Below are 13,687 nucleotides of genomic sequence, written 5' to 3'. Positions count from 1 at the left end.
CGTGGGTGCGCGCGACGCACCCTATCGACGCTGGCTCAGTCGCCCAGCGCTGCCAGCTGGTCGGCCTGATATTCGTGCAGCAGCGGCTCGATCACCTGCTCCACCGCGCCGCCCATGATCTCGTTCAGCGAATAGAGGGTCAGGTTGATGCGATGGTCGGTAACCCGGCCCTGGGGGAAGTTGTAGGTGCGGATACGCTCGGAGCGGTCGCCGGAGCCGACCAGCAGCTTGCGCGTCTCGGAGATTTCCTTGTGCGCGGCGGCGTCCTGCTGGTCCTGCAGGCGGGCCGCCAGCCAGCCCATGGCGCGGGCGCGGTTCTTGTGCTGCGAGCGCTCTTCCTGGCACTCCACCACCATGCCGGTCGGCAGGTGGGTGATGCGCACCGCCGAGTCGGTCTTGTTGATGTGCTGGCCGCCGGCGCCGGAAGCGCGATAGGTGTCGACGCGCAGGTCGGCCGGATTGATCTCGATCGCCGCCTGCTCGTCCGGCTCCGGCAGCACCGCCACGGTGCAGGCCGAGGTGTGGATGCGCCCCTGGGATTCGGTTTCCGGCACGCGCTGCACGCGGTGGGCGCCGGACTCGAACTTGAGCTTGGCGTAGACGTTGTCGCCCTCGACGCGGGCGATCACTTCCTTGTAGCCGCCGTGCTCGCCCTCGCTCTCGGAGAGGATCTCGACGCGCCAGCCCTGGCGTTCGGCGTAGCGCGAGTACATGCGGAACAGGTCGCCGGAGAAGATTGCCGCCTCGTCGCCGCCGGTGCCGGCGCGGATCTCGAGGAACACGTTGCGACCGTCCCTGGGGTCCTTGGGCAGCAGCATGCGCTGCAACTGGGCCTCCAGCACTTCGAGCTGCGCCCTGGCCTCGGTCACCTCCTCCTCGGCCATCTCGCGCAGGTCGGGATCGCTGTCTTTGAGCAGCGCCTGGGCGCCCTCGAGGTCGCCCTGCACCTTGCGGAAGGCGCGGAAGGCGGCGTTGACCGGCTCGATCTCGGCATATTCGCGGGAATAGGCGCGGAATCGGGTCTGGTCGCCGATCACCTCGGCATCGCCGAGCAGCGCGGTCAGCTCCTCGAAACGATCCTGCAGGGTGTCGAGCTTGTTCAGCAGCGAGGCTTTCATCGGGGTGGTTTCACCATGGCTGGCACCGCGGCTTGAACGCCGCGGCGCGCAGGGGCGTTAGCGATGCTGCCCGGCCCCGTCGAGGTCGAGCAGTTCCTGGGCCACGGCCAGCGCATCGTGGCGGCCGGCGGCGGAAAACTTCTTCAGCTGTACGCTGGGCGCATGCAGCAGCTTGTTGGTCAGGCCGCGCGCCAGCTGGGCCAGCACCTCCTCGGCCGGACTGCCGTTGCCGAGCAGGCGCAGCGCCTTGGCCAGCTCCTCGTCGCGCTGCTGTTCGGCCCGCGCCCGGAAGCTGCGCAGCAGGTCGAGGCTGTCGCGCTCGCGCAGGCGCGCCATGAACTCGTCGACCCCGGTCAGCACCAGCTCCTCGGCGGCGCGGGCGGCGCCCTGGCGGCTGCGCAGGTTCTCGGCGATCACCTCGTGCAGGTCGTCGACGGTGTACAGGTAGACGTCGGCCAGTTCGCCGACCTCCGGCTCGATGTCGCGCGGCACGGCGATGTCGACCATGAACACCGGACGGTGCTTGCGCTTCTTCAGCGCGCGCTCGACCGCGCCCTTGCCGAGGATCGGCAGCGGGCTGGCGGTGGAGCTGATGACGATGTCGCTGTTGACCAGCTGCTCGGGAATGTCGGCCAGCAGCACGGCCTGGCCACCGACCTCCTCGGCCAGCAGGCTGGCGCGCTCGAGGGTGCGATTGGCCACCACGATGCGCTTGATGCCCTGCTCGTGCAGGTGGCGGGCGACCAAGGTGATGGTTTCGCCGGCGCCGATCAGCAGCGCCTGGCTGCGCGGCAGGTCGCTGAAGATCTGCTTGGCCAGGCTCACCGCGGCGAAGGCCACCGACACCGGGTTCTCGCCGATGCGAGTGTCGGTGCGCACGGTCTTGGCGGTGCTGAAGGTGGCCTGGAACAGCCGACCGAGCAGCGGGCCGAGGGTGCCGGCCTCGCGGGCGCTGGCGTAGGCATCCTTCATCTGGCCGAGGATCTGTGGCTCGCCGAGGATCATCGAGTCCAGCCCGCAGGCCACGCGCATCATGTGGCGCACGGCCTCGTTGTCCTCGTGGATGTAGGCACAGGCCCGCAGTTCGTCGAGGTTGAGGCCGTGGTAGCCGGCCAGCCAGGCCAGGATCGCCTCGACCTGCGTCTCGTCCAGCGCCAGGTACAGCTCGCTGCGGTTGCAAGTGGAGAGGATTGCCGCCTCGCGGCACGGCGTCACCCGGCACAGCTGCTGCAAGGCGTCGACCAGCTGCTCGGGGCCAAAGGCCACGCGCTCGCGGACCGCCACCGATGCGGTTTTGTGGTTGATGCCGAGGGCGAGAAAAGCCATGCGGGGATGCTGAGGTGGCCTGAAAGCGGGCAATTGTCCTACTTAGGCCAGTGCAGGACAACTGCCTGGCGCCGATCGTCGTTGCCGGCGCCCCGCTGACGCGTTGCGAGCATGGGATTGACCGGGCGCATGTGTCATGATTGATCGACCTGTCGGTGAGCCCTCCTGATGCCTGCCATGAACAAATCCCTTGCGCTGCTGACTGCCCTCGCCTTGTTGGGCGGTTGCCAGGCCCTGTCCTCCCGCGAACCCGATGCCACGCCGCCTGCGGCGGTGACCGACACCCCGCCGGCCGCCCCGGCGCCGAGCGCCTCGTTCAGTCCGGACACCCTGTACAGCCTGCTGGTGGCGGAGCTCGCCGGCCAGCGCGATCGCTTCGATATCGCCCTCGACAACTACGTCGAGCAGGCTCGCAGCACCGACGATCCAGCGGTCACCGAACGCGCCTATCGCATTGCCGAATACCTCGGTGCCGACGATGCGGCGCTGGAAACGGCCCTGCTGTGGGCCAACAGCGCCGAGGGCAATCTCGACGCCCAGCGGGCCGCCGCCATCCAGCTGGCCCGCGCCGGCCGCCATGAGCAGGGCATGCTGTACATGGAGCAGGTGCTGCTGGCCAAGGGCGACACCCACTTCGACTTCCTCGCCCTGACCGCCGCGCAGACCGATCCGGAGACCCGCGCCGGCCTGCTGCAGAGCTTCGAGCGCCTGCTCGAGCGCCATCCGGACAACGCCCAGCTGCTGTTCGGCCGCGCGGTGCTGCTGCAGCAGGATGGTCGCAGCGAGGAGGCCCTGGCCAGCCTCGAGCAGCACCCGGCCGGCAGCCGCGAAGTCGCCCCGTTGCTGCTGCGCGCCCGCCTGCTGCGCTCGCTGCAACGCGGCGAGGAAGCCCTGCCGCTGCTCAAGGAAGGACTGCGCCAACACCCCGACGACAAGCGTTTGCGCCTGGCCTATGCCCGCGAACTGCTGGAAGAGCAACGGCTGGACGAGGCGCGGGCGCAGTTCCGCGAACTGCTGCAGCGCTTCCCCGAGGACGACGACCTGCGCCTGTCGCTGGCCTTGGTCAGCCTGGAGGCCAAAGCCTGGGACGATGCGCGCAAGCTCCTGCGCGAACTGATCGAGCGCGACGCCCATGTCGACACTGCCCACTTCAACCTCGGCCGCCTCGCCGAGCAGAACGGCGACAGCGCCGCAGCGCTAGGCGAATACGCGCTGGTCGGCCCGGGCAACGACTTCCTGCCGGCGCAGGTGCGCCGCACCGAGCTGCTGGTCAAGGCCGGGCGCAGCGCCGAAGCCAACCGCCTGCTCGCCAGCGCCCGCGACAGCCAGCCGGACTACGCCCTGCAGCTGTATCTGATCGAGATCGAGAGCCTGACCAACCAGGAGCGTCTGGGCGATGCCTGGCAGCTCATCACCCAGGCCCTCGAGCAGTACCCGGATGACCTCAACCTGCTCTATACCCGCGCCATGCTGGCCGAGAAGCGCGGCGACCTCAGCGGACTGGAGCGCGACCTGCGGGTGATCATCGAGCGCGAACCGGACAACGCCATGGCGCTCAACGCCCTCGGCTACACCCTGGCCGACCGCACTACGCGCTATGCCGAGGCCCACGCGCTGATCGAGAAGGCCTATGCGCTGAACCCGACCGACCCGGCGATCCTCGACAGCCTGGGCTGGGTCAACTACCGCCTGGGCAATCTGGCCGAGGCCGAGAAACTGCTGCGCCAGGCCCTGACGCGGATGCCCGACCACGAAGTCGCCGCCCATCTCGGCGAAGTACTCTGGGCTGCCGGCAAGCAGGACGAGGCCCGCCAGGTCTGGCGCCAGGCGCTGGCGGAAACGCCCGACAGCGCCGTGCTGCGCGACACCCTCAAGCGCCTGACCGGCAAGGTGAAGCCGTGAACCTGCGCGGCCTGCTGCTGCTCGCCGGCCTGTTGCTGCTCGCCGGCTGCGCCGGCCTCGGCCCGCGCGAGGATGTCGGCGGCCAGGGCAACGCCAGCGCCTGGCGCCAGCACAAGGCCGAGGTCGCCACCATCGACGGCTGGCAGATCGACGGCAAGGTCGGCATCCGCGCGCCGCAGGACTCCGGCAGCGGTGTGCTGTTCTGGCTGCAGCGGCGCGATTACTACGACATCCGCCTGTCCGGCCCCCTCGGCCGCGGCGCCACCCGCCTGACCGGCCGCGAGGGCGACATCCGCCTCGAAGTGGCCAACCAGGGCCGCTACCAGGCCGAATCGCCCGAGGCGCTGCTGGAGGAGCAGATCGGCTGGCGCCTGCCGGTCTCCCATCTGCTGTGGTGGGTGCGCGGCCTGCCCGCCCCCGACAGCAAGAGTCGCCTGACCCTGAATGCCGACAGCCGCCTGGCGCGCCTCGAGCAGGACGGCTGGCGGGTCGAGTACGCCGACTACCAACAGCAGAACGGCTACTGGCTGCCGCAGCGGCTCAAGCTGTTCGGCGAAGATCTCGACATCACTCTGGTGATCAAGGCTTGGCAGCCCCGCCGCCTCGGCCTCTGAGCACCCGCCGCCCCATGACCGACATGCACGAAGCCACTCTGATCCTGCCGGCCCCGGCCAAGCTCAACCTGTTCCTGCACATCCTCGGCCGCCGCCCCGACGGCTACCACGAGCTGCAGACGGTGTTCCAGTTTCTCGACTACGGCGACGAGCTGGGCTTTCGCCGGCGCGAGGACGGCGAAATCCGCCTGCACACGGCGATTGCCGGCGTGCCTCACGACAGCAACCTGATCGTGCGCGCCGCACGCCGCCTGCAGCAGGAAGCCGGCACGGAGCTGGGCGCCGATATCTGGCTGGACAAGCGTCTGCCCATGGGCGGCGGCATCGGCGGCGGCAGCTCGGACGCCGCCACCACCCTGCTCGGCCTCAACCATCTGTGGCAACTCGGCTTCGACCTCGAGCGCCTGGCCGCGCTCGGCCTGGAGCTGGGCGCCGATGTGCCGGTGTTCGTGCGTGGCCGGGCGGCGTTCGCCAGCGGCGTCGGCGAACAGCTCGTCCCGGTCGACCTCGAGGAACCCTGGTTTCTCGTTGCCGTGCCGCAAGTGTCTGTCAGCACAGCAGAAATTTTCTGCGCCGCGGAGTTGACACGGAATACCCCGGCCATTAGAGTTTGCGGCCTTCCCGAAGGGGGCGGTCATAACGACTGCCAGCCGGTAGTCGAGCAGCGTTACCCAGAAGTACGTAACGCCTTGAACTTGCTGAACAAATTTGTTCCTGCAAGAATGACCGGCACCGGAGCTTGTGTGTTTGGGAGCTTCCCAAATCACTGCGATGCTGATAAAGTTTCGCGCCAGCTTCCGGCCACTCTGCCAAGCTTCGTAGCTCAGGGGCGCAATGTTTCGATGTTGCACCGCAAGCTGGAAGCACTGGTACAGGAAGTGAATGCCTAGCATTCGGTTATACGATACAGGGGCGTCGCCAAGCGGTAAGGCAGCAGGTTTTGATCCTGCCATGCGTTGGTTCGAATCCAGCCGCCCCTGCCATAACCTCCCGAGGTTGCGTAGCACCGGATCAGCATTTTTTACGCCACAGGGGCGTCGCCAAGCGGTAAGGCAGCAGGTTTTGATCCTGCCATGCGTTGGTTCGAATCCAGCCGCCCCTGCCATATTCTCGAAAAACCTTTGTGGTTTTGCGGCAAACCCGCGAGCTCACAGAGGTTTTTTGTTCATCCAGGTCCACCCTCAGCCGGCAGGTACTGCGCGTGTCCAAGATGATGGTCTTCACGGGGAACGCCAACCCCGATCTCGCCCGCCGTGTCGTGCGTCAATTGCATATTCCCCTCGGTGACGTTTCCGTCGGCAAGTTCTCCGACGGCGAAATCAGCGTCGAAATCAACGAGAACGTCCGCGGCAAGGACGTTTTCCTGATTCAACCGACTTGCGCACCGACCAACGACAACCTGATGGAACTGGTGGTGATGGCCGATGCCTTCCGCCGTTCCTCGGCCAGTCGTATCACTGCGGTCATCCCCTACTTCGGCTATGCCCGCCAGGATCGTCGTCCGCGCTCCGCCCGTGTGGCGATCAGCGCCAAGGTCGTCGCCGACATGCTGACCGTGGTCGGTGTCGACCGCGTGCTCACCGTCGACCTGCATGCCGACCAGATCCAGGGCTTCTTCGACGTGCCGGTAGACAACATCTACGGCTCGCCGACCCTGGTCGACGACATCCAGGCCCAGCGCTTCGAGAACCTGATGATCGTCTCCCCGGACATCGGCGGCGTGGTTCGTGCGCGTGCCGTGGCCAAGAGCCTGGGCGTCGATCTGGCGATCATCGACAAGCGCCGCCCGAAGGCCAACGTCTCCGAAGTGATGCACATTATCGGCGACGTCGAGGGCCGCACCTGCGTGCTGGTGGACGACATGGTCGACACCGCCGGCACCCTGTGCCATGCCGCCACCGCGCTGAAGAAGCACGGTGCCGCCAAGGTCTACGCCTACTGCACCCACCCGGTGCTGTCCGGCCGCGCGATCGAGAATATCGAAAACTCGGTGCTCGACGAGCTGGTGGTGAGCAACACCATCCCGCTGTCCGCGGCGGCCCAGGCATGCGAGCGCATCCGCCAGCTGGACATCGGTCCGGTCGTGGCCGAAGCCGTACGCCGCATCAGCAACGAAGAATCCATCAGCGCCATGTTCCGCTAAGGAACGGGCGCCGATACAACTGCCCCGCCCTGTGCGAGGCCTTAGTCAACCGCCCGAAACGCTGGTCGCAAGCGTCTCGGGCGTGTTGTCATTCTGGAGAAATGCAATGAACAATTTTGCCCTGAATGCCGAAGTGCGTTCCGACCTGGGGAAAGGTGCGAGCCGCCGCCTGCGTCGTAACGCCAGCCTGGTTCCCGCCGTGATCTACGGTGGCGACACCGCTCCGCTGTCGATCAGCCTGCTGGCCAAGGATCTCGCCAAGCTGCTGGAAAACGAGGCCGTGTTCAGCCACGTGCTGACTCTGAACCTCGACGGTAGCGCTGAAACCGTAGTGATCAAGGCTCTGCAGCGCCACCCGGCCAAAGGCTTCGTCCTGCACGCCGACTTCGTTCGCGCCGTCGCCGACCACAAGCTGAACGCTACCGTACCGCTGCACTTCATCAACGCCGAAAGCGCTGATGCCGTGAAGCTGCAAGGCGGCGAAGTTTCCCACACCATCTCGGAAGTGGAAGTTTCCTGCCTGCCGCAGAACCTGCCGGAATTCATCGAAGTCGACCTGGCCAAGGTAGCCATCGGCCAGACCGTACACCTGTCCGACCTGACCGTTCCGGCTGGCGTCGAGCTGGTGGCCCTGGCCCACGGCAACGACCTGGCTGTCGCCAACATCCACGCTTCCCGCGTGCAAGGCGAATAAGTCACTCGTTGACTGAATAAAGAGAGCCCCTGTCGTGACTGCCATTCAACTGATCGTCGGTCTGGGTAACCCCGGAGTCGAATACGAACAGACCCGGCACAACGCAGGGGCTCTTTTCGTCGAGCGCGTCGCGTCCGCCCAGGGCGTCAACCTCGCGATCGACAAAAAGTACTTCGGCCTGGTCGGCAAGTTCAGCCATCAGGGCCGCGACGTTCGTCTGCTCATCCCCACCACCTACATGAACCGCAGCGGCCAGTCCGTGGCGGCGCTGGCGAATTTCTTCCGCATTCCGCCGGCAGCCATTCTGGTGGCCCACGACGAACTCGACATGCCTCCGGGCACCGCCAAGCTCAAGCTGGGTGGCGGCCACGGCGGGCACAACGGGCTCAGGGACATCATCGCCCAGCTCGGCAACCAGAATTCCTTCTATCGCCTGCGGCTCGGCATCGGCCACCCTGGCGACAAGAATCTCGTCTCGGGCTTCGTCCTCGGCCGGGCTCCACGCAGCGAGCAGGAAAAGCTCGAGGCCAGCATCGACTTCGCCCTCGACGCGCTGCCGGAAATGCTTGCCGGCGACTGGACCAAGGCCATGCAGAAACTGCACAGCCAGAAAGCCTGACCCATCTCCAAGATCGAACTCATCTCCGCGAGGGATACACCATGGGATTCAACTGCGGCATCGTCGGCCTGCCCAACGTCGGCAAGTCCACCCTGTTCAACGCCCTGACCAAATCCGGCATCGCCGCGGAGAACTTCCCGTTCTGCACCATCGAGCCGAACAGCGGCATCGTGCCGATGCCCGACGCGCGCCTCGACGCCCTCGCCGAGATCGTCAAGCCCGAGCGCGTGCTGCCGACCACCATGGAGTTCGTCGACATCGCTGGCCTGGTGGCGGGCGCCTCCAAGGGTGAGGGCCTGGGCAACAAGTTCCTCGCCAACATCCGCGAGACCGACGCTATCGCCCACGTGGTGCGCTGCTTCGAGGACGACAACGTGATCCACGTGTCCAACTCGGTCGATCCCAAGCGCGACATCGAGATCATCGACCTCGAGCTGATCTTCGCCGACCTCGATAGCTGCGAGAAGCAGCTGCAGAAGGTCACTCGCAACGCCAAGGGCGGCGACAAGGAAGCTCTGGCGCAGAAGGCCATCCTCGAGCAGCTGATTCCGCACTTCACCGAGGGCAAGCCGGCGCGCACCCTGATGAAGAACATGAGCAGCGATGAAAAGGCTCTGATCAGGGGCTTCCACCTGCTCACCAGCAAACCGGTGATGTACATCGCCAACGTCGCCGAGGACGGCTTCGACAACAACCCGCTCCTCGACGTGGTCAAGACCATCGCCGAGGAAGAAGGCGCCATCGTGGTGCCGGTGTGCAACAAGATCGAGGCGGAGATCGCCGAGCTGGAAGACGGCGAGGAGAAGGACATGTTCCTCGAGTCGCTGGGCCTGGAAGAGCCAGGCCTCAACCGCGTGATCCGCGCCGGCTACCAGCTGCTCAACCTGCAGACCTACTTCACCGCCGGGGTCAAGGAGGTGCGTGCCTGGACCGTCAAGGTCGGCGCCACCGCGCCGCAGGCCGCCGCGGTGATCCACACCGACTTCGAGAAGGGCTTCATCCGCGCCGAAGTCATCGCCTATGACGACTTCATCCAGTACAAGGGCGAAGCCGGCGCCAAGGAAGCCGGCAAGTGGCGTCTGGAAGGCAAGGAGTACATCGTCAAGGACGGCGACGTGATGCACTTCCGCTTCAACGTCTGAACAGCAATCGGGATCTCCATGGATCCCGATGGATACCAAACCCCTTGAAGGTAGGCGCCTCAAGGGGTTTTCTTTTCCACGAACGTCCACGAGCGCACATTGAGATCCACACCTTTACCGGGTACGCTTCCGGGTACACCCCCGATCATACCCGGCCAAAGAACCGGGTACAGATAGCGAGACACGGCCATGCCACTCACCGATACCCAGTGTCGCACTGCGAAGCCCAAGGACAAGCCCTACAAGCTCACAGACGGGAACGGCCTCTACCTTGAAGTAAAGCCCAATGGCGTCAAGGCCTGGCGCTATCGGTTCGAGCTGAGTGACGGCACAGCCAGAAAGGAAAGCATCTTCGCCATCGGCAACTATGTAACGGCTCCGAAGGGGGAAACGCCCGAGCAGGCCCAGGAGCGCCGCAACGGGCGTCAATTCACCCTGGCGGAAGCACGCGATGAGCGCATAAAAGCACGCGCGCTGGTAGTCCAGGGCATCAATCCAGCCCATCACAGGCAGCACGGACGAGTCAGGCGTGATCATGAGAACGCCACCACATTCAAAGCCGTAGCCGAAGAGTGGCTGGCACTGAGGGACTGGGAAGAAATCACCAAGTCCAGACGTCTCAAGATGCTGGAGCGAGTTGTGTTTCCGAAAATCGGGGAAATGCCGATCAAGGCCATCACCCCTCCTCACATTCTGGAAGTGCTGCAAAGTGCTGCGCAGGCCAACGGCCTATCGGTCGCCGCCGAAGCCAAGCGGACCATGTCGGGTGTTTTCGAGCTGGCAATCTCCACCCTGCGTGCCACAAACGACCCGGTCTACCCCGTCCGCAAGGCCCTGCCCGCCAACAAGACGCAGCACAAGCGGCCGCTTTCCACCGAGGAAATTGGCCAGCTACTGCGAGATGTGGAGTCCCATGGAGGGCGCCATGAAACCCTCTGCGCTTTCCGCCTCATGTGGCTGACTCTGTGTCGACCAAATGAAGCAGTCGAGGCTCAGTGGGCAGAGTTCGACCTGGACAAGGCCCTCTGGCGTATTCCTGCGGAGCGAATGAAAAAACGCAAGGAGCACACCACTCCCCTTCCCACCCAGGCAGTAGAAATGCTGAGGGCCCTGCACGCCATCACAGGCAACTACGTCCATGTCTTTCCACACAGAGACACCCGAAGCCGCCCAATGGTCGCCGCCTCATTCCGCCAGATGCTCAACAGCTTGGGCTGGGGCGGTAAGTACAGCCCGCACGCAACACGGACAACAGGCAGCACCCGACTCAACGAAATGGGGTTTTCCGCGGACTGGATCGAGAAGCAGCTGGCCCACACTGAGCAGAATGCCGTCCGCCGCACCTACAACCATGCAGAGTACCTGGCTGATCGGGCCAAAATGATGCAGCAGTGGGCGGACATGCTGGATGCGTGGAAGAGCGAATGTAGCGCCTCTTCAGACGCAAACACTCGATGACCCTCCTACAGGGCACGCATATTCAGGACGCATACCGGTCAGATGCCCGCCCTAATGCGACCGGGAGGCGCAAATCGCCTCCGCACTGGCATCTGTACTGTTTAAAACTCAAGCCTGCAGCCACCTCTCCACTACATCAGCCCCGAACTCCGCTTTCCATGCCTTCAGCTGCGGATTCCACGCCATTCGGACACTCAGCCCACGCTGATCCGGACACCTGTTCCACGCTCATTCGGACAGGCAGTCGGAGCGCAGCGACGCAGGGGTGGCATTGTTAGTCCGGGGTGCCCGGCGCCGTCAATTTCCTCGTCTGCTTGCGCATCGATTCGCCCTTGAGCTGGATCCGATAGGCGTTGTGCACCAGGCGGTCGAGGATGGCGTCGGCCAGGGTCGGATCGCCGATCAGGTCGTGCCAGTTCTCCACCGGCATCTGGCTGGTCACCAGCGTCGAGCGCTGGCCGTAGCGGTCGTCCAGCAGTTCCAGCATGTCGCGGCGCTGCTCGGCGGTGAGCGGGGCCAGCCCCCAGTCGTCGAGGATCAGCAGGTCGGTCTTGGCATAGCTGCCCATCAGCTTGGCGAAGCGCCCATCGCCGTGGGCCAGGCCCAGCTCCTCCAACAGCCGTGGCAGGCGCAGGTAGCGCACGCTGTAGCCGTCCCGGCAGGCCTTGTGGGCCAGGGCGCAGGCCAGCCAGGTCTTGCCCACGCCGGTGGGGCCACCGATGATCAGGTTGAGGCCGTCGCGCAGCCATTGGCCGCTGCCCAGCTGGAGGATCAGCGCCTTGTCCAGCCCGCGCGGGGCGCGGTAGTCGATGTCTTCGAGGCAGGCGTTGTGGCGCAGTCGGGCCTGGCGCAGGCGACTGCTCAGGCGCTTGTCTTCGCGCTCGGTCAGTTCGCGGTCGACCAGCAGGCCGAGGCGCTCCTCGAAGCTCAGGCTGTCGATGTCGGGCGTCTTCAGTTGCTCGCTCAGGGCCTTGAGCATGCCGTTCAGGCGCAGGGTCTGGAGCTTGTCCAGGGTCGGGTGGTGCAGCATGGCGGGAGTCCTCGGGATCAGTGGTAGTAGCCGGGGCCGCGCAGGTTGGCGTGGTCGTCCGGCAGCAGCGGCAGGTTCGGCTGGGCCAGCGGCAGGCGCTCGAGGCCCTGGCGCAGGATCGATTCGAGGCTCTTGTAGCTACAGGCGCCGAGGCCGAGCGCCCGTTGGCAGGCGGCCTCCAGGCGTTCCTCGCCATGCGTCTTGCCCAGGCGCAGGATGCCCAGGCAGGCTCGATAGCCATGGGTCGGATGGATGCGCCGCTCGAGGATGTGCCTGATCACACCGGCAGTGTTCGGCCCAGTCTGTTCCGCCCAACGCACCAGGCGCTGCGGTGTCCACTCGGCGTGCTCGCGATGGCTCCGCGGCATGTGTTCGGTCTGGGTGCTGTGCCGCCCTTTCTGCGGCGAGCGCACATGGCTGGCGACCCGCTGGTTGCCGTGGAAGCACTCCACGGTGCGTGCCGTCAGGCGTACCTCCAGCTGCTGCTTCACCAGCTGGTAGGGCACCGAGTAGTAGTGCCCGTCGACCTCGACGTGGTAGTCGATATGCACCCGGGCCTTCTTCCACTCGGCGTAGACGTAGGGCTGCTCCGGCAGCGGGCGCAGGGCCGGGCGATCCAGGGCGTCGAAGGCCGCTTGCCGGGAGCCCGGCAGCTTCCGGAACGGTCGCCGGTTGAGCCGCTCCAGCAGCACGGCGATGGCCGTGTTGAGCTCGTCCAGCGAGAAGAACTGGCGGTTCCGCAGCGCGGCGAGGATCCAGCGCTCCACCACCTGCACGCCGACCTCGGCCTTGGCCTTGTCGCGCGGCTTGCGGGCCCGCGCCGGTACCACCGCCACCCCGTAGTGTCCGGCCAGGTCGCGGTAGCTGGGGTTGATGTCCGGCTCGTAGCGATGGGCCTTGCTCACCGCGCTGCGCAGGTTGTCCGGCACCACGATTTCCGGCACCCCGCCGAGGAAGGCGAAGCAGCGGGCATGCGAGCCCAGCCAGTCCGGCAACTGCTGCGACCAGGTGGCTTCGGCGAAGGTGTAGCTGGATGCGCCGAGCACCGCGACGAAGATCTGCGCCTGGCGAATCTCGCCGCTGTGGCGGTCGATCACCGGCACCGTCTGCCCGGCGTAATCGACGAACAGCTTCTCGCCGACGCGATGTTCCTGGCGCATCACCACATCGAGCTTGCCGGCCCAGAGCCGGTAATGCTCGCAGAACCAGCTGTACTGGAAGCCCTGCGGCTGGCTCAGCCGGTACTCCTGCCAGAGCAGCGCCAGGGTCACGCTGGGCCGGCGCAGTTCGGCATGCACCCAGGCCCAGTCGGGCAGCGGCCGCTGCTCGCTGGGCACCATGGGTGCCGGTGGAAACAGATGGCTCTCCAGCTCCGCATCGGACAACGGCGTGGGCCAGGTGAGGCCGCTGGCGGCAAAGCGACTGAGGTAATCGCCGGCACTGCTGTGGCCAATGCCCAGGCTGCGGGCGATCTTGCGGACGGACAGGCCGCAGTCGAACTTGAGGCGCAGCACCTCTCGGATTTTACGCATGGACAAACGCTCCACGACGACCTCTTCGCTTCGAAAAAGAGGCCGATGGTAGTGAAGAAATCCTGCGTGGCTGCCTGCCTGGAAAGTGTCCGGATGGCCGTGGAATCGG

Annotated in this window: 13 protein-coding genes and 2 tRNA genes; 10 read left to right on the top strand and 5 right to left on the bottom strand. The window is 65.8% G+C overall.

Annotated features, from left to right (window positions below; translation table 11 throughout):
- Positions 1-35: 35 nt before the first annotated feature.
- Both prfA and hemA read right to left on the bottom strand, forming a co-directional pair.
- Positions 36-1,118 carry a peptide chain release factor 1 gene (gene prfA / locus KRX52_RS07345; protein ID WP_217681077.1) on the bottom strand — a complete coding sequence of 361 codons (1,083 nt, stop codon included), beginning with the start codon at positions 1,116-1,118 and terminating at the stop codon, positions 36-38.
- Positions 1,119-1,175: 57 nt separating this feature from the next.
- A complete protein-coding gene (hemA, locus tag KRX52_RS07340; RefSeq protein WP_217681076.1) occupies positions 1,176-2,444 on the bottom strand; it encodes a glutamyl-tRNA reductase in 1,269 nt (422 codons plus the stop codon).
- 177 nt (positions 2,445-2,621) lie between these two features.
- Between hemA and KRX52_RS07335 the strand changes: the two genes are divergently transcribed.
- The 10 genes from KRX52_RS07335 (at position 2,622) to KRX52_RS07290 (ending at position 11,016) form a co-directional block, all read left to right on the top strand.
- Entirely contained in the window at positions 2,622-4,346 is a 1,725-nt protein-coding gene (locus tag KRX52_RS07335) for a tetratricopeptide repeat protein (protein WP_217681075.1), read from the top strand.
- Positions 4,343-4,960: a lipoprotein insertase outer membrane protein LolB gene (gene lolB / locus KRX52_RS07330; protein WP_217681074.1), complete on the top strand. Its 618-nt coding sequence runs from the start codon at positions 4,343-4,345 to the stop codon at positions 4,958-4,960. Before KRX52_RS07335 ends, lolB begins: the two co-directional genes overlap by 4 nt.
- Positions 4,961-4,983: 23 nt before the next feature.
- Positions 4,984-5,850 carry a 4-(cytidine 5'-diphospho)-2-C-methyl-D-erythritol kinase gene (ispE, locus tag KRX52_RS07325; RefSeq protein WP_217681073.1) on the top strand — a complete coding sequence of 289 codons (867 nt, stop codon included), beginning with the start codon at positions 4,984-4,986 and terminating at the stop codon, positions 5,848-5,850.
- An 18-nt stretch (positions 5,851-5,868) separates the two neighbouring features.
- Positions 5,869-5,943 (top strand) — tRNA-Gln (locus KRX52_RS07320).
- Between the two features lie 47 nt (positions 5,944-5,990).
- Positions 5,991-6,065 (top strand) — tRNA-Gln (locus tag KRX52_RS07315).
- Between the two features lie 96 nt (positions 6,066-6,161).
- A complete protein-coding gene (locus tag KRX52_RS07310; protein ID WP_217681072.1) occupies positions 6,162-7,103 on the top strand; it encodes a ribose-phosphate pyrophosphokinase in 942 nt (313 codons plus the stop codon).
- Positions 7,104-7,209: 106 nt separating this feature from the next.
- Positions 7,210-7,797 (top strand): 50S ribosomal protein L25/general stress protein Ctc, encoded by a 588-nt coding sequence (locus KRX52_RS07305; RefSeq protein WP_217681071.1) that lies wholly within the window; start codon positions 7,210-7,212, stop codon positions 7,795-7,797.
- A gap of 34 nt (positions 7,798-7,831) precedes the next feature.
- Entirely contained in the window at positions 7,832-8,416 is a 585-nt protein-coding gene (pth, locus tag KRX52_RS07300; RefSeq protein WP_217681070.1) for an aminoacyl-tRNA hydrolase, read from the top strand.
- A 41-nt stretch (positions 8,417-8,457) separates the two neighbouring features.
- Positions 8,458-9,558, top strand: coding sequence for a redox-regulated ATPase YchF (gene ychF, locus KRX52_RS07295; RefSeq protein ID WP_217681069.1), 1,101 nt, complete (start codon positions 8,458-8,460; stop codon positions 9,556-9,558).
- A 189-nt stretch (positions 9,559-9,747) separates the two neighbouring features.
- Positions 9,748-11,016 (top strand): tyrosine-type recombinase/integrase, encoded by a 1,269-nt coding sequence (locus KRX52_RS07290; RefSeq protein ID WP_217681068.1) that lies wholly within the window; start codon positions 9,748-9,750, stop codon positions 11,014-11,016.
- Positions 11,017-11,124: 108 nt separating this feature from the next.
- Here the strand turns inward: KRX52_RS07290 and KRX52_RS21135 are convergent, their stop codons facing one another.
- The 3 genes from KRX52_RS21135 to istA all read right to left on the bottom strand — a co-directional run bounded on the left by KRX52_RS21135 (position 11,125) and on the right by istA (position 13,578).
- On the bottom strand, positions 11,125-11,202 hold the full coding sequence (locus tag KRX52_RS21135) for a hypothetical protein (protein ID WP_437439693.1): 78 nt from the start codon (positions 11,200-11,202) through the stop codon (positions 11,125-11,127).
- A gap of 88 nt (positions 11,203-11,290) precedes the next feature.
- A complete protein-coding gene (istB, locus tag KRX52_RS07285) occupies positions 11,291-12,046 on the bottom strand; it encodes an IS21-like element helper ATPase IstB (protein ID WP_217681067.1) in 756 nt (251 codons plus the stop codon).
- A gap of 17 nt (positions 12,047-12,063) precedes the next feature.
- On the bottom strand, positions 12,064-13,578 hold the full coding sequence (gene istA, locus KRX52_RS07280) for an IS21 family transposase (protein WP_217681066.1): 1,515 nt from the start codon (positions 13,576-13,578) through the stop codon (positions 12,064-12,066).
- Between the last annotated feature and the right edge of the window lie 109 nt (positions 13,579-13,687).

The organism is Geopseudomonas aromaticivorans, from assembly GCF_019097855.1.
Classification (GTDB): Bacteria; Pseudomonadota; Gammaproteobacteria; order Pseudomonadales; family Pseudomonadaceae; genus Geopseudomonas; species Geopseudomonas aromaticivorans.
The sequence above is the reverse complement of the archived record's forward strand: the minus strand, read 5'-3'. Positions and strand labels throughout refer to the sequence as shown.